Origin of the sequence: Tessaracoccus caeni (assembly GCF_029211185.1) — a bacterium.
GTDB classification, from domain to species: Bacteria; Actinomycetota; Actinomycetes; order Propionibacteriales; family Propionibacteriaceae; genus Arachnia; species Arachnia caeni.
In genome coordinates, this window is the sequence record NZ_JARGDO010000001.1 from 97414 (window position 1) to 113716 (window position 16303).

Genomic DNA, 16303 nt, shown 5'->3' on the forward strand with positions numbered 1-16303 from the left:
ACAGATCCCACACCGACGCCGACCACAGATCCCACACCGACGCCGACCACAGATCCCACACCGACGCCGACCACAGATCCCACACCGACGCCGACCACAGATCCCACACCGACGCCGACCACAGATCCCACACCGACGCCGACCACAGATCCGGAACCCACCACGGAGCCCTGCATCCCGGTGGATCCCGATGATCCGCTGTGGATCCTCGTCCGTAGTCTGTGGCCCAACGCGCTTCCGGAGCACTGGCCGAGTTGGCTCGGCCCCATGCCTGACTGGTGGGGAGGCAACTCGGGCGAGCCATGCGACGGCTCATCAACCGATCCGGAACCCACTACGGATCCAGAACCGACAACCGACCCGGAACCCACAACGGAACCGACCACCGACCCGGAACCCACAACGGAACCGGAGCCCGAGCCCACCACGGAACCGGAACCGACGACCGCCCCGGAACCCACAACGGAACCAGAACCCACAACGGAACCGACCACCGACCCGGAACCCACAACGGAACCGGAGCCCGAGCCCACCACGGAACCGGAACCGACGACCAACCCGGAACCAACAACGGAACCGCAGCCGACGACCGACCCCGAACCGACGACCAACCCGGAACCGACGACCAACCCGGAACCGACGACCAACCCGGAACCGACGACCAACCCGGAACCGACGACCAACCCGGAACCGACGACCAACCCGGAACCGACGACCAACCCGGAACCGACGACCGACCCGGAACCCACGCCCAAGCCGCCGACGTGCACGTGGCCGAACCTGCCCTACTGGGACATCCTCACGGGCAAGTGGCGGTGCTTCCGCTGGTAAGCCGACGGAAATGAACCGCGGCCCCCGAACCTTGAAGGTTCGGGGGCCGCGGTGTTGTTTCGTGCGGGATCAGTCCAAGTAGTCGCGAAGAACCTGCGACCGCGACGGGTGGCGCAGCTTCGACATGGTCTTCGACTCGATCTGACGGATCCGCTCACGCGTGACGCCGTACACCTTGCCGATCTCGTCCAGGGTCTTGGGCTGGCCGTCGGTGAGGCCGAAGCGCATGGAGACCACGCCGGCCTCCCGCTCGGACAGGGTGTCGAGCACCTCGTTCAGCTGCTCCTGGAGCAGGGTGAAGTTGACGGCGTCCGCGGGCACCACGGCCTCGGAGTCCTCGATCAGGTCGCCGAACTCGGAGTCGCCGTCCTCGCCGAGCGGGGTGTGCAGCGAGATCGGCTCGCGGCCATACTTCTGCACCTCGACGACCTTCTCGGGCGTCATGTCCAGCTCGAGCGCCAGCTCCTCCGGGGTGGGTTCGCGACCGAGATCCTGCAGCATCTGGCGCTGGACGCGGGCCAGCTTGTTGATGACTTCCACCATGTGCACCGGGATGCGGATGGTACGCGCCTGATCCGCCATGGCTCGGGTGATGGCCTGCTTGATCCACCAGGTGGCGTAGGTGGAGAACTTGTAGCCCTTGGTGTAGTCGAATTTCTCGACCGCACGGATCAGGCCGAGGTTGCCCTCCTGGATGAGGTCGAGGAAGAGCATGCCGCGTCCGGTGTACCGCTTGGCCAGCGACACCACCAGGCGAAGGTTAGCTTCGAGCAGGTGGTTCTTGGCACGGCGGCCGTCCTCGGCGATCCATTCCAGATCGTCGAGATCGTTGGCGTCGACGACCACCTCGACGGAGTTGAGCCGCTCCTCTGCGAACAGGCCGGCTTCGATGCGCTTGGCGAGCTCGACCTCTTCGACGGCGTTGAGCAGCGCAACCTTGCCGATCTGCTTCAGGTAGTCCTTGACGGGGTCGGCTGTGGCGCCGGCCGAGACGACCTGCTGCTCGGGCTCGTCGGCGTCGTCGGAGTCGCTGAGGGCGAAGCCCTCTTCTTCGACGAGTTCCTTCTCGAGGACGGCTTCCTTGGCCTCGTTGAACTGGCCCTCGTCGACCTCGTCCAGCGAACGCTTCTTGCCGCCAACGGTGAGCACGACGTCGTCGCCCTCACGCTGGAACTTCACTTCGACCTCCCCGGTGGAGGCCTGCGCGATGGTGGGCTCGTCGCCCTTCGCCTTGGCGGCTCGCTTGCGCGGAGCGGCCTTGGTCGCGGTGGAACGGGTTGTCGCCCGCTTTGCCGCCGGTGCCTTTGCAGCAGCGGTTGCCGCCTGAGCCTTGGCGGGCGCTTTCCGAGTAGTCCGGGTGGCGGGCTTCTTCTCGTTCTGACCTTCCGTCACAACGTTCCTTCCAACAGCCGACGGGAATTTGGGCGCGACTCGTCCCGTGTTGGTCAAGAGCCGCGTCCCCCATCTTGTCACGCAGCTACCCCTTACTCAAACTGTCTACCCACCCAGATCCATGAATTTCCCGCACCTAAGGCGGACTAGGGGTCATACCTAGGTCTCATCCCACCCTGATTCGCCAAGAACTGGCCCAGACCGGGAACCACAGCGCCTCGTCGCGCGTTGTGATGGATGAGAGTTTGAAAGGGTCATCAATGAGTATATCTGTGCGAACCCGTAACACCGACGGCATCGACGGCAAGGACGCGGTGGGTCTCTACCTGGACGCCATCGCCAAGACCCCCCTCCTCAGCGCGGTTGAAGAAGTCGAACTGGCTCGGACCATCGAGGCCGGCGTCTTCGCCGAGAACATCCTGAGCGGCGAGGTCGAGACCTCGGTCGAGGCCACTGAAGAGGAACTGCGCGAGATCGTCGCCGAGGGCGAGCGCGCCATGCAGCGCTTCATCCAGGCGAACCTGCGACTGGTCGTCTCCGTCGCCCGCAAATACGGCAGGGCTCAGATGCCCCTGCTGGATCTGGTTCAGGAGGGCAACACCGGCCTGATCCGCGCGGTCGAGAAGTTCGACTACGCCAAGGGCTTCAAGTTCTCCACCTATGCCACCTGGTGGGTCCGTCAGGCCATCTCTCGCGGCATCGCGCAGCAGGGTCGGATCGTCCGGCTCCCCGTGCATGTCGCCGAGCAGGTCAACCAGGTCTCCGCGGTGCGCCGCAACCTGGAGCGCCAGCTGGGACGCGACCCCGAGCTCGCCGAGATCGCCGACGAGCTGGGCATCGAGGAGGGCAAGGTCGTCGACCTGATCCGTTACTCCCGCGACCACGTCTCGCTCGACGCCCCCGTCGAGGCCGACGGCGACACCGCCCTCGGCGACCTGATCGCCCGGGAGCCCGCCCCGGGCCCCGACGAGCTGGTGCTGGACGCCGAGGATCGTGCCCGTCTCGAGGGCATGCTGGGCTCGCTGGACGAGCGCTCCCAGGATGTTGTTCGTCGTCGCTACGGCCTGCTCGACGGCCGCCAGGCCAAGCTGGCCGACATCGGCAGCCACTGGGGCATCACCGCCGAGCGCGTGCGTCAGATCGAGCGCCTCGCCTTGGCCAAGATGCGCCAGTCCCAGGGCCTGGCCGCCTGATCCCAGACCGACGACGCCCGGTCCCACTCACGTGGGGCCGGGCGTCTTTATGTCTGGCGGGTTAGCCCAGAAGACGGATGAGGCCTTCTTGGGCGCACGAGGCGACGATGTGGCCCTTTTGGAAGAGGCGGCCCGTCGAGAAGCCTCGTGCGTTGGAGGCCGACGGGGAATCCATGTCGTAGAGCAGCCACTCGTCGACGCGCACCGGGCGGTGGAACCACATGGCATGGTCGACGGAGGCCATCTGCATCTTCGGCGACAGGAACGCCACTTCATGGGGCACCGTCGAGACGCTCAGCAGCGTGATGTCACTCAGGTAGGCCAGCGTCGCCAGGTGCAGCATCGGATCGTCGGGCATGACGTCGCGCGTGCGCACCCACGCCTTCATCGATCCCCCACGCTCAACGCGGCGCGGTGGCCCGGCCAGGCGCACGTCGAGCGCATCCCATTCCGCAAGAATCGGCGACGCCGCCCCGAACCGCTCCACGAAGATCTCGCCCAGCGACGGGCAGTCCTCCGGTGGGCGATGCACGTAGTCGCCGGGCTCCAGCGCGGAGTGGTCCAGGCCGGGTTCGGCGGCCTGGAAGGAGGCGGTCATCGCGAAGATCACCCTGCTCCCCTGCGTGGTGGTCACCCGGCGGTTGGAGAAGGTGTTGCCGTCGCGAGTGCGCTCCACCTCGAAGACCAACGGCTCGTCCGGCGAACCCGGGCGCAGGAAATAGGCGTTCAGGGAGTGCGGCAGCCGATCGTCGGACACCGTCTTTGACGCAGCGACCAGCGTCTGAGCCAATACCTGACCCCCGAACAGCCGTTGCAGCAGGGTGTCCGGCTGCGGACCCATCCAGGTGTTCTCGCCCAGCTGCTTCAGCTCGAAAAGGGAGAGCAGGTCGTCGACGTCTCGTGGCACCCGCCCATCATGGCACCGCGGGCCACGCTGGTCGATCTCCGATGTCTACGCAGCAGGCTTGCTCCACTGAATCTCGCATCCGGCGTCGGCCAACGGCTGCAAAGCGGCCTTGTCGGCGTCGATGTCCGTAAGCGGATTGCCGTACACCCGCAGATCCTTGAGTCCTGTGCGACTGGCGAGGCCAGACACAGACGAGATCTCGTTGTCGAACACGATCAGGTGTTCAAGCCGAGCGAGTTCCGGCAAACCGTCGAGCGACGTCAGCTTGCTGTCCGTGATCGCGAGAGTGGAGAGGTGTGGCAGGTCAGGCATCCCCGTCACATCGGCCAATGTGGACGTCACCACGCCAAGCTGCTTCAACTGCGGCATCGACGCCAGCCCATCGAGTCGCGCGACGTCGCTATGGATGATCGACAAGATCGTCAGTTGCTGCCACTGTCCGAACTCGGGAAAGACGGAGAGGTCCACGTCCTCGCCGCCCAGTTGCACCATCAGGTTGTCGAGTTTGGGGGTCCGCTCGGGAAGCCCGCGGAGACTCTTGATCTCGCTCTTGAAGAGGTACAGTCCTCGCAGCTCAGGAAGAGCAGGCAAGGCGTCCAGATCGACGATTCGGTTGCCCTGCAGGTTCAGGATCTCCAGACGCGGCAGAGCAGGCAGCCCGTCGACCGACGTCAGGAAGTTGTGCGTCGCGTCGAACTCGACGAGGTGAGGGAACTTCGGAAAGCCCTTCAGACTCGAGATATGGCCGGCCTTACAGTTCAGCTCAGTGGCTGCGTTGAGCTCCGCCAAGGGGAGCACGCCATCTTGAACGTCGAGCTCCCGCTCGATGCAGTAACGCAGATAAGGGTCTTCGATCGTGCGTAGCGACACGTCTCCCGGTTCATTCACCCGAACGGCCCTGCTGGTGGACTGCTTGGTTTCAAAGCCCTTCTTCGAGCCGATGACCTTCACCGACACCATCGCGCGCTCGTCTGCGGTGGTCAACACATAGCTCTTGCCGGTTGCTCCGGAGATCGCCTTGCCGTTCCGCAGCCATTGATAGCTGAACGAGACTCCGCTGGGCATCCATTCTCGTGGCAACGCCGTCAGCTTGTCGCCGGTCAACAGGTGGTCATCGGCCTTGTCGAAGGTCACCTCGTCGGCGACCAACGTACCGGGTCCGACCTTGGCCTCCTTCGAGGTCTTGGAAGCCGTCTTGTATCCCTTCTTCGTTCCCGTGACCTTGACGGAGACCTTCTTGCCGGCGTCGTCGGCGGTGAGCGTATAGGACTGCTTGGTTGCCCCCTGGATCGCCTTGCCATTCCTCAGCCATTGAATGGTGGTCTTGACGCCCTTGGGGCCCCAGAATCCGATGTTCATGTTCAGTTCTTCGCCGGTCCTGAACGTGCCCACAATATTCGGCGTCGCGGTCGTGAGCGCGCCCTGCGCGACCGACTTGGTCTGCCTCGAGGTCTTCGACACCGCCTTGTATCCCCGCCGCATACCGGTCACCGTGACGGAGATCTTCTTGCCCTCATCCGACGGCGTCAACGTATACGACTTGTGCGTCGCGCCCTTGATCTTCTTCCCGTTGCGCAACCACTGGACCTCAACGCTGGCCCGCGGCTTCCAGGTGCCGGCCTTGACCTTCAGCGTCGAGCCGACCTTGGCCGTGCCCGAAATGGCGGGCGTCGGCGTCGTCCTGAACCTCGAGGCCGCGTCCGCCTGCACGGGGCCAAGCCCCACGAAGGCCAATGCCATCACCAGCATCGCAACGACGATGCGCCTCGCACCCGAACATGCACGCCAAGCCGACAAACCATGTGTCATGAGATCCCCCTGAATCGCAGGGATCAGCAACCGTGCTGGACCCCTAGAACGAACGCTATCAGCGCGCATCGGATCCCGTGATCCGGCCCCAGGAATAGCGGTATGGATCGACGGAGATCTCACTCGCTTCCTTCTCCCGGTTTCGGTGCGAGTGTCCCTTTCGACGGGACACCCCGGAGCGGAACGATCGAAGAAGCCACTTGCCATCGTCCTGGCTCGCGACGCCGGCCTAAGGCCAAGCTAGCGTCAGTCAACCCCTGTGGGGATGGCCCGAGCGGTGGGCAAGATTCGTCTGACTCTTGACATCGCTGTGGGGTCGCTCTAGGTTCGTCCGAACGATCACCCCAACGACGCGGAGAACTCAGACAGATGACGCCCAACCCGCCGCTTCGACGCAGTCTTATGACCATCGCGCTGCTTGCTACGAGCATCATGGTCGGCGCCTGTGGGTCTCCGGCGGTGCCTGGCAACCCCACTTCCCCGCCGTCGGCAACACAGCAGAGCTTCGAGGGGCGGACGGAGATGGAACTCGCAGTCCTCAAGGCGTTCGAGGACGAACCCTTGGTATTCGGGGCGGCTTACCACAACGATCCGGAGAGGATCGTGCTAGCGGTGTTGGAGGCGGATGGGAAGCCATCCGAGAAGAAGCTCGACGAGCTTCGGGCTACGGCCGCCGCGGTCGTCGGAGACATCCCCATCGAGTTCGACTTCAGTTCCGAACTGCCCAGGGAAGCCTAGCCCGCACCTCTCAGCCGGCGGCGCGGATGGCCTGGCGGACGCGTTTGGGCGAGATGGGCACCGCAGTGCGCAGGCGCTGCGCGAACAGGCTGACGCGAAGCTCCTCGATCAAGAAGGCGATCTCCTCCACCTCGGGGCTCAGCGGGCCCGCGGGCTGGGCGTCGGTGAGGTCCGCGTAGGCCTGCTCGACGTCGTCCAGTTCCGCTTGGGCGCGCCGGTCCCTGGTGGGGTTGACCAGAGCGGCCTCCAACCGCAGCGTCGCCGCCTCCGCGTAGCGTGGGAGGTGCTGGTACCAGGGGTCGGGCGTAGCGGAGATGAACCGGTTGAAGAACAGATCGTCGAGCTGTGCGGTGACGTCGGCGGCCGTCTCGTCCCCGCGCGGGCAGCGCTCCAGTAAACGCCGGGCTGCGGAGACGTGGGTAAGCGCCGAGGCCGCGATCGACATCACCCGACGGGTCTGGTCGGCGCATTCCTGACGCACGGCCAGGGCCAACGCGTCGTAGGCCTTGGCGTCGCGCACCTTGACGGCAGGCCCATGCGCCTCGGCAAGCTGCTCCGACGCCTTGAGCCAGGCGTCAGCCAGCAGATCCGGCACCGTCGGGTAGGGCGACTCAGCCAGCGCCAGCTTCTCCTGCATGGTCATGTGCGACACGACCCAGCGGATGGGATCGGGGTTGGTGAGCGTGAGCAGCCGGCGCACGCCATGGATATGCGAGCGACGCGCCCGGGACTCGGTGTCCAGCACCACCAGACCGACGGAGGCCCCCTCGTCGGTCAGCGCCGGGTAGCCGCGCACCCCCTTGGCGACGGTGGTCTCGGTGGGCACCGTGCCGAAGGTCCACGACGTCTGCCCCGTGGCGGTGAGACCGCCGGCTGAGGCGGTGAGCTTGGCCGAGATCTTCGCGACGAGGCGCTCACGCAGCTCGTCGAGGTTGTCGCCACGGGCGATCTCGCGGCCGTTGTCGATCACCTGGAAGGCGAGCCGGAGATGCGCGGGCACCGTCTCGGGATGCCACTGGCCGGGCTCGACGCGGGTGCCGGTGAGCGCCAACAGCGCCCGTCCCACAGCCTCGGTGAAGCTGCCCTTTCCGATCTCCCCTCGTTCCTGCAGCCAGGTCAGCGCCTTGGCGGCGAAGTCGGGCGCGGGCACGAAGCTGGTGCGCACCGCCTTGGGCAGCGAGCGGATCAGCTCGGTGGCCAGTTCTCGACGAAGCCCCGGCACCTGCCAGCTGAAGGGCGCACCGCTCAGCTGGTTGAGCAGCTCGACGCGCACCGTGACCGTCGCACCGTCGGCACCGGCTCCGGGATCGAAGACGTAGCGCACCGGCAGCTTGTGGCCGCCGATCACCCAGCGATCGGGGAAGTCGGAGGCGCGCAGCTGGGTGGGGTCGGTGACGCAATCGTCGACGGTGAGCCTCGGCCACTCGTCGGGCTTCAGGCCGCGCAGCCACTTGTCGAAGCTCGCCCCGGACACGACATGGCTGGGGATGCGGGCGTCATAGAAGGCGTAGAGGGTGTCGTCGGAGATCAGCAGGTCGGGCCGGCGCATCCGGTCGGTCTGCTTGGCCGCGTCCTCCAGCGCTGCCCGGTTGGCGGCCAGAAGCTTGCTGTTGGTGCGCCAGTCCCCCTCCACCAGGGCGGAGCGGATGAAGATCTCGCGCGCCTCCACCGGATGCTCGGCGGCGTAGCTGGTGCGACGACCAGCGACGATCGGCACGCCGAACAGCGTGAGCCGCTCGCTGGCGATCACAGTGGCGGTACGGCTCGACCAGCGCGGCTCCGAGACAGTGCGGGTGATCACGTGGCCGCCCACCTGCTCGATCCACTCCGGCTTCACCGGCGCCACCGTGCGCGCCCAGAGCCGGGATGTCTCGACCAACTCGAAGGCCATCACCAGCGGTGGCGTCGACTTCGCCAGCGCGGAGCCCGGCTGGATGGCGAATTTAGCGCCGCGAGCGCCGTTGTACTCGGTGAGCGGGCGACCCCGCCCCTTCTGACGCTGCCCGGGCTGACGTTGGGCGCGCTCCTGCTCGGCCAGGCCGACGTTGGACAGCAGACCGGACAGCAGCGACGTCAGCACCTCCGGCATGGCGCCGTCGCCTTGAGGCTTGAGGTCCAGTTCCTTGCAGGCTTCGCGCAGCTGGGAGACCAGATCCTCCCATTCCCGGAAGCGCAGGAAGTGCAGGTACTCGTCGCGGCACATCCGACGGAACGCGCTGCCGGAAAGATCCTTGCGCTGCTGCCGCAGGTAGTTCCAGATGTTGAACAGCACCTCGAAGTCGCCGCCCTCCAGGGAGGGCGCGGTCGCCTCGGTCTCCCTGCGGGTTCCCGTGTGCGCGGTATGGCGTTTGGGCTCCTTGGACTCCGGCTCCGTTGGTGCGGAGGAGGACGCCGCCCAGAAACGCCGGTGGCTCTGGTCGGCTTGGGCCTGGAACTCGGCCGGGCGTTCGCGCACATCGGGCACGGTGAGCCCGGCCACCAGCACCATGACGGTGCGCAGGCAGCCGCGTGTGTTGGCCTCGATCAGCATCCGGCCCAGCCGCGGGTCGACGGGCATCCGCGCGAGCGTGTGGCCGATCCGGGTGAGCCGCACGCCGCGGCGATCGCGTCGCTGGATGGCCCCCAGCTCCTGAAGCACCCGGATGCCGTCGTTGATCTGCGACACGACGGGGGCTTCGACGAACGGGAAGGACTCGATGTCACCCAGCCCAGACTCGGCCATCAGCAACACGACGGTGGCCAGGTTGGTGCGCAGGATCTCGGGGTCGGAGAACTCGGGGCGCGCCAGGAAGTCGTCCTCGTCGTACAGCCGGATCGCAACGCCCGGTCCCAGGCGGCCACAGCGCCCGGCACGCTGGTTAGCGGACGCCTGGGAGATGGGTTCGATGGGCAGCCGCTGCACCTTGGTGCGGGCGGAGTAGCGCGAGATGCGGGCGGTGCCCGCGTCGATCACGTAGCGGATTCCGGGCACCGTGATCGAGGTCTCGGCGACGTTGGTGGCCAGCACGATGCGTCGCCGCGAGTGGCGCTGGAAGATCTTGTTCTGATCGGCGGCGGACAGGCGCGCGAACAGAGGCAGCACGTCGACGTCGCGCAGGTCGAGACCGGCGATGGCGTCGGCGGCGTCGCGGATCTCCCGCTCGCCGCTCAGAAACACCAGGATGTCGCCTCCGCCGGGCTCCGTCAGCAGCTCCACGACGGCCTCGGCGATGGCGTCGAACTCGTCCTGGTCCTCGGCGGGAGGGCGGTAGCGCACCTCCACCGGGTAGGTTCGGCCGCTGACCTCGACGACAGGCGCGTCGTCGAAGTGCTCGGAGAAACGCGCGGTGTCGATGGTGGCGGAGGTGACGATCACCCGCAGCTCAGGCCTGCGCGGGAGAAGCTGCTTGAGGTAGCCGAGCAAGAAGTCGATGTTGAGGCTGCGCTCGTGGGCCTCGTCGATGATGATCGTGTCGTAGCGCCGCAGTTCGCGGTCGTGGGTGAGTTCGGCCAGCAAGATGCCGTCGGTCATCACCTTGATCCGGGTATCGGCCGACGTCTGCCGACTGAACCGCACCTGAAAGCCGACGAAACTGCCGAGCTCGGTGCCGCATTCTTCCGCGATGCGCTGCGCCACCGTCCGGGCGGCGATGCGTCGCGGCTGGGTGTGAGCGATGCGTTCTCGGCCCGCGAGCAGGCAGATCTTGGGCAGCTGGGTGGTCTTGCCCGATCCTGTCTCGCCCGCGACCACCACCACTTGGTGGTCGCGGATCAACTGCGCGATCCGATCGGCCTCCGCCGCGATGGGGAGGTTCGGATCGACCTCTATCGCCGGGGTGTCCGGACGGCTCACTTGGCGATGTAGAGCGGGCAGAGCGCGTGGGCCATGAGGCCTCGCATCAAGCCGCCCAGCGCGAAGCCCGGGATGCTCGACTCCCCGACGCCCAGCACCAGCAGATCGTAGTTGGCGCTGCGCGAGACCAGCTCGTTGATGGGGCTGTCGGCCACCACGTCGATCACGCTCTCGACGTCCGGATACTTCTCCCGCAGCGGCGCCGTGATCGCCTCGATGCCTCCCCGGGTGAAGGACAGTTGATCCTCGAGCTGGGCCGGCGTGAGCTTGCTGGAGAACAGGCCGACGGGCGGCTGCAGCACATGCACGATCTCCAGCTTGGCGCCGAGCAGCTGAGCCTGGCGGAAGCCGGCCTCAAGCGTCGACTTCGAGCCCGGGTTGGTGTTCACGCCGACGCCGACGAGGCCACGCCCGCCCACGCGGGGCGGGTGAGCTGCCGCCGAGATCACGACGACGGGACACGATGCGTTGGCCGCCACCGAGACGCTGGTGGAGCCGACGAACATCCGCTCCAGCCCGGAGACGGCGCGTCGGCCGACCACCACCAGGTCGGCCATCTCGCTGAGCCTCGACATCACGCCGCCAGGCGTGCCCATGACCACCTCTGTGCGGATCCGGTCTTCCGGAAGCCCCTCGTTGATGGCCTCCATCTTGGCCTGTTCGTTGGCCGTGACTCCGGCCTCCTGCAGCACCTCGGGGTCGTAGACGACGCCCCAGGCGCCGGCCATCAAGGTGTCATCGACCGCGTTGACGAAGAGACATTCGCCGTCGACCATCTTCGCGGCACGAGCGGCGAAGCGGACGGCGCGAAGGCCGTCCTCGCTGCCGTCGACACCGGTGACGATCAGTGGCCTGTTGGACTCGTTCATCTGCGTTCTCCCTTCAGCGACGTACGCCAGAGACGACTCGCCCATCGATGGTACGGGGATCGATGGCGATGCCTGCGGTGCGGCCATCCACGAGCCAGGATGCGGGTTGGCTGCCTTCTGGTGCGGGTCCGGTGAGCCCGCGAACCAGAACCGACCATCCCAAGGCTTCCTCCGCGTCGATGTCGTCGACGAGGAAGGCGACCTCGGCAGGATCGGTCAGTCTCGACAGGGTCGTGCCCGGTTTGGTGTGGAAGACGATCTGCCCGTCGACGTACCGGAAGTTCACCGGCACGACGGACAATCCGAACTCGCCTTGCCAGGCGATCCGGCCGAGTTCTGCCGACATCAGAAGGTTCAGGCACTCGTCCGAGTCCAGCACCTCGAAGTAGGTCACCGCGTCGTGGTTGGTCATGCCTCCAGCGTAGTCGCCCCCGGCCGTCACGTGTGCGGATAGCGCGCCGCGCCGCAGCCAGATTGTTACTTTGCCTTTCCGTCTGGTTCCCACCGCCCCTCGTTGAGACATGACTAGTTCCGCGAGACCAGGGGGCTCGAGCCCGAGAACGGAACAGCCAGCCCCTTGTGCTCTAGCCGAGTCGAGGCAGTGAGCCGGCCGTTCCGCGGAGCCGAACCACCACGAGGCCCGCAAGCAAGGCCACAACGCCGAGCACCACGCTGCCGACTGACGGGTCCGGCCGTGCCGGCCATGCCCACCAGGCAAGATCGCCGAAGAGCCGGGCACCGAGCAGTCCGGACAGCGCCGCGTGGAGCCCGGGAACCACCCACGCCATCCGATAGCCGACGACAACGGTGGAGAGCAGTGCCTCGCTGGTCGCGGTGAGAACAACCACCGTGCTGGCGGCGACCTGTCCAGGGGCTTCGACGGCGATGATTCCGAGATACAGACCCACCAGCATCACGACCCTCAGTTGGCCGGCTAAACGGCGAGTGGGCACGGCCATCCGCCAGACCGCGTCGGACGGTTCGACAACGCAGAACGCCGCCGCGATCCCGACAACGGTGCCAAACAGTAGCGCCACCGGGCCATCGGTGGCTTCCAACGCCCGCAGCTGCGGGGCGATCATCGTCGCGGGCAGCCTCGCCTGAACGAGTGCGAGCACAGCCACCACGGGAACGAGTACTCGCACGGCGCCCGCTCGGGTCCACGGGAGGTGAGCCAGCCGTCGCCGAAGGCTTCTCTGTGGGGAGTCAGCCGGCAAGTCAGCGCTCATCGGCATCCGCCTGCACGCAACGTCTCTTCGACCCACTCGGCCTGCTCCGACTCGGGCAGATCCATCACCATCGCTTCGACGCTGTCCGGCCACCACTGGCCCGTCACCCGAGCGCTGAACCAGGCGGCGATGTCCGCCGAGGCCTGCTCGCCCTCACGCGTGGCGTCACACTGAGGAAGCACCGCGAACATCGCCTCGTCGGCGAGGATCTCCGGGTCCGCCACGTCCAAGACATAGATCCGTCGCCCTTCGACAGACTCGGGCAAGCCATCCTGGGCGAAGACCGCTGGAGCCGCCCAGTACTCGGCCGCCAACGAGCGGGCCCGCGCGAGCACCCGAAGTTGCGGCTCCAGCGCGTCGCCCATCATCGGCCACACGCAGAGCGTCGTCTGATCCCGTTGTTCACAGACCGGTGGCTCCGTCAGGGGTAGGTTCTCGATCCGCGACGGCCCGAAATAGGCCCCAGCTCCGATGGCGACGGCGAGGGCGAGGGCGCTAGACGCGACCAAAGGTGCCTTCCACCGTGTTCGCCTCGCCAGAGTGGCACCAACGCCGGCGAGCACCGCGACACACGCCCAACTATGGAGCAGCAACGGCCCTAAGCCCGGATGCTTGTACGGCGCGAAGTAGGTGCTGGCATCGAGCGGAGCCAGCAGTGACCACCACCACGTCCCGTCCAGCATCACCGTCCCGTACAGCCAGGAGAAGATGCCCAGCGCGATGACGGCGGACCAGCCAAAGCCCTCCACATGTGCGCCGATCACCGCTCCGATTGCGGCAGCCGCCAACAGAAGAAGCGCGCACAAGACCCAGGGAAGCAGCATTCGAAGCGTGAACGGCTCCCCCAGCGGAAGCCTCACCAGGGTGGACGACAGGATCTGGGCCACAGCGATTACCACCGCCCAGAGCGAGCCGGCGGCCCACCCCGTCCGCGCCGGAAAGTAGCGGCCCGAGGCACTGGAGCGAGCCACGTCGCCGAGGCCCGACGAGCGGCCGCTCACCTGCAGGCACACCGCTCCGGCGAGAAGCGGGGCGGTGAAGAGGCATACCAGGGGTGCCAGCGTCGTCCGGTCGGGCCACGAGGTGCCATCGAGCTTCGTCATCCCCGACACTGCTATCGCAATCACGAGACCGATAGCACCGCCGGCGAGCAGCGGGCCGGTCGCAGCCTCCAGCAGCAACAACCGGCCTCGCTCGCGGACGGATGGGCTACTCATGCATCCTCGCTCGGATCCACGTAACGCAAATAGCCGCGCTCGACGCTCTCCGCCGTCACCGGCCCGCCGTCGCACAGTTCGGCGATCGGACCATGGAACGCGACGCGGCCGTGATCGAGCACTACGACCTCCTCCGCCAGGCCTGCAACATCGTCGACCATGTGCGTCGCCAACAACAACTGGCAATCCAGCTCTGCCAGATAGGTTCTGAGCCGCGAACGCTGCTGCGGATCCAGACCCACGGTGGGCTCATCGACCACCACCACACTCGGGGCATGCACCAGAGCCTGGGCGATGCACACGCGCTGACGCATGCCACCCGAGAGCGTCTTGATTCGGGAGGACCGGCGATCCGCAAGGTCCACCATCTCCAACGCCCGCGTCACCGCCGGCTCCAAGTCCGAGCATCGATGCATCCACCCCGCGTAGGCCAGGAACTCCTCGACGGTGTACGCCCCAGGGAGATCCATCCGTTGCGGCACATACCCGAACCGGCCCCGCGCCGCACTGCGCCCCCGGGCGTCATTCAGGCTGATCCCGTCGACCTCCAGATGACCGCTTTGCAACGGCAGGATCGTGGTGATCAGCTTCAGGAACGTCGATTTGCCCGCACCATTGGGCCCCAACAGCGCAACCCGATCCGACTCCAACGACAACGATATGTCCCCAAGGGCAAGAACCTGCTTGTAGCTATGTCTCACCCCGGATGAAAGGATCATTGCGTCACGCTAGCAGAACTCGCCGTAACCGTTCGCATCAGGCCCACTCGCGGAGGTGTAGTTCCACGTCACGTTGGGGTAGTATTTCAAGCTGGAGTCAGTCGTCACGTATGACGTGGTCTTCTTGGCATCCGAATAGTAGGCAGACGTTGTCTGCAGCACCGGATCAGCAAGAATTGCCCGGTGACGCCGGATTTCCGAGACAAACTGAACCTTCGCCTTGGATCCAGGCGCATCAAGGCACTGCCGTATTTTGGACTTTCCCGTCACCTTGTTTCCGTCGGCATTCCCCGATGAATGACTGTAGTAGAACACCACACTCCCGGGGCCCCGAACAAAGTCACCAGACGCGGCATAAGCGATGCCGGTTCCGACGAGAATCGCCCCACCAATGAACGATACCGCGATCCGCTTCGATGCATGCATAAACGATCCTTTCTACCGTACTTCACAGGCGCGACTCGGCGCCTCAAAACCAAACTGAAGACCAATAGCGTCATGCGCGTCAATGCCAACAACGCAAACCTGTCTGTTCGGGCAACCGGATCGCCGCAATCCTGCCCACTAAGACAAGGTGCCACAGGCGTGGACTTATCGGCATCCAGATGAACGCCAAGAGATCCACGGGCACCGGCGTCGGGAGGAAACCGGAGCGTCGCCCTAACCTCGATCTTTCATGGGGTGGCTCGACCGGGCTAGAAGAGCGTGTGGTGTTACTCGGCGGTGAAGGTCGTGCGGCCGCCGAGGCGACCGGCCAGTTCGTCGTCGATGCCGTCGGCGATGTGGGCGATCACGCGGAGTGCGTGCCGCAGATGGGCCGGGACGAAGGGGTTGGCCGGCACGGACAACTGCACGAAGACCCGGTCGCGGTGCAGCGCGAACCGGCCATAACGCGACTCGACGTTGAGGTCGTTCAGCACTTCACAGGCCCTCGAGCGGCCGGAGACATCATGCACCAAGGGCGAGAAGACAACGAGCTCCTGGCAATCGGGCGTGGAGCGCAGGAAGACGACGGTTGAGCCGACTCGGATCGCCACGTCGCCCTGCGCGTCCCTCAGCGCCGGATAGCCCATGATGTCGGCGAGCTCGGCGTCGACCAAGCGGTCCAACTCCGCCTGGGTCTCGGGCATCACGCCGATGACGGTGCGCTCCTCCTCGGGGGTCGCCCAGTCGGCGTTGCCGCGCAGCACCTCGGCCAACTGATCAGGCTCCAGGAACACGGGATGCAGCACGCCCATCGGCCCGGCGAGGGTGCGCGTGGCCATTGAGGCCAGCTCGGTGGTGTTGTCCTGATCGACCGTGGCGTGGAACAACGCGCAGTCGTCGTCTGGCGACCGCCAGCCCAGCACGTTCCAGGCCGCGGTGAGACCGCCTTCCAGCAGCGTCGCGAGCACCTTGCCGTCGCGGTAGGAGAACCGCACCCCGAGATCCGGCTTTCCGGTGACGGAGATCGTCAGGTCGGAGGTGTCGTCCATGACGGAGAGCACCTCGTCGAGGCGCGCGCTGAACTCCCGCCAGGCCAGTCGGTTGGTCTCGTCGAAATCGAAGTCGTGCCAGTCCTCCACGA

The 16303-nt window shown here is 66.2% G+C and carries 14 protein-coding genes and 1 pseudogene; 4 read left to right on the top strand and 11 right to left on the bottom strand.

All coding sequences use genetic code 11. The features are described 5' to 3' along the window. A pseudogene (locus tag P0D62_RS00400) lies at window positions 1-194 on the top strand (hypothetical protein); the annotation flags it as partial. Window positions 195-267: 73 nt separating this feature from the next. After that, window positions 268-831 carry a procyclic acidic repetitive family protein gene (locus P0D62_RS00405; protein ID WP_275700638.1) on the top strand — a complete coding sequence of 188 codons (564 nt, stop codon included), beginning with the start codon at window positions 268-270 and terminating at the stop codon, window positions 829-831. Window positions 832-900: 69 nt separating this feature from the next. Here the strand turns inward: P0D62_RS00405 and P0D62_RS00410 are convergent, their stop codons facing one another. Further along, entirely contained in the window at window positions 901-2223 is a 1323-nt protein-coding gene (locus tag P0D62_RS00410; RefSeq protein WP_455153211.1) for an RNA polymerase sigma factor, read from the bottom strand. Between the two features lie 260 nt (window positions 2224-2483). Here P0D62_RS00410 and P0D62_RS00415 point away from each other — a divergent pair, with 260 nt between their 5' ends. Further along, window positions 2484-3416: a sigma-70 family RNA polymerase sigma factor gene (locus tag P0D62_RS00415; RefSeq protein WP_275700639.1), complete on the top strand. Its 933-nt coding sequence runs from the start codon at window positions 2484-2486 to the stop codon at window positions 3414-3416. 61 nt (window positions 3417-3477) lie between these two features. Here the strand turns inward: P0D62_RS00415 and P0D62_RS00420 are convergent, their stop codons facing one another. Together P0D62_RS00420 and P0D62_RS00425 are read right to left on the bottom strand one after the other, a co-directional pair. Continuing rightward, entirely contained in the window at window positions 3478-4323 is an 846-nt protein-coding gene (locus P0D62_RS00420) for an acyl-CoA thioesterase (protein ID WP_275700640.1), read from the bottom strand. Window positions 4324-4368: 45 nt separating this feature from the next. Continuing rightward, entirely contained in the window at window positions 4369-6072 is a 1704-nt protein-coding gene (locus P0D62_RS00425; protein ID WP_275700641.1) for a hypothetical protein, read from the bottom strand. Window positions 6073-6534: 462 nt separating this feature from the next. Between P0D62_RS00425 and P0D62_RS00430 the strand changes: the two genes are divergently transcribed. Then, window positions 6535-6870, top strand: a complete 336-nt coding sequence (locus P0D62_RS00430; protein WP_275700642.1) for a hypothetical protein — start codon at window positions 6535-6537, stop codon at window positions 6868-6870. Window positions 6871-6880: 10 nt separating this feature from the next. On the opposite strand, the gene hrpA is transcribed toward P0D62_RS00430, so the two are convergent. The 8 genes from hrpA to P0D62_RS00470 all read right to left on the bottom strand — a co-directional run bounded on the left by hrpA (window position 6881) and on the right by P0D62_RS00470 (window position 16301). Next, window positions 6881-10723: an ATP-dependent RNA helicase HrpA gene (gene hrpA, locus P0D62_RS00435; RefSeq protein ID WP_406708206.1), complete on the bottom strand. Its 3843-nt coding sequence runs from the start codon at window positions 10721-10723 to the stop codon at window positions 6881-6883. Then, window positions 10699-11571 (bottom strand): universal stress protein, encoded by an 873-nt coding sequence (locus tag P0D62_RS00440; protein ID WP_275700644.1) that lies wholly within the window; start codon window positions 11569-11571, stop codon window positions 10699-10701. The genes hrpA and P0D62_RS00440 overlap by 25 nt, the downstream gene beginning before the upstream one ends. A 13-nt stretch (window positions 11572-11584) precedes the next feature. Continuing rightward, window positions 11585-11983, bottom strand: coding sequence for a pyridoxamine 5'-phosphate oxidase family protein (locus P0D62_RS00445; protein ID WP_275700645.1), 399 nt, complete (start codon window positions 11981-11983; stop codon window positions 11585-11587). Between the two features lie 172 nt (window positions 11984-12155). Further along, on the bottom strand, window positions 12156-12800 hold the full coding sequence (locus P0D62_RS00450; protein WP_275700646.1) for a hypothetical protein: 645 nt from the start codon (window positions 12798-12800) through the stop codon (window positions 12156-12158). Beyond that, window positions 12797-14017, bottom strand: a complete 1221-nt coding sequence (locus tag P0D62_RS00455) for a hypothetical protein (RefSeq protein WP_275700647.1) — start codon at window positions 14015-14017, stop codon at window positions 12797-12799. The genes P0D62_RS00450 and P0D62_RS00455 overlap by 4 nt, the downstream gene beginning before the upstream one ends. Next, window positions 14014-14736 carry an ATP-binding cassette domain-containing protein gene (locus P0D62_RS00460; protein ID WP_275700648.1) on the bottom strand — a complete coding sequence of 241 codons (723 nt, stop codon included), beginning with the start codon at window positions 14734-14736 and terminating at the stop codon, window positions 14014-14016. Before P0D62_RS00460 ends, P0D62_RS00455 begins: the two co-directional genes overlap by 4 nt. Window positions 14737-14745: 9 nt before the next feature. Then, on the bottom strand, window positions 14746-15162 hold the full coding sequence (locus tag P0D62_RS00465; RefSeq protein WP_275700649.1) for a hypothetical protein: 417 nt from the start codon (window positions 15160-15162) through the stop codon (window positions 14746-14748). A gap of 287 nt (window positions 15163-15449) precedes the next feature. Further along, window positions 15450-16301: a T3SS (YopN, CesT) and YbjN peptide-binding chaperone 1 gene (locus tag P0D62_RS00470; protein WP_275700650.1), complete on the bottom strand. Its 852-nt coding sequence runs from the start codon at window positions 16299-16301 to the stop codon at window positions 15450-15452. Window positions 16302-16303: the final 2 nt, after the last annotated feature.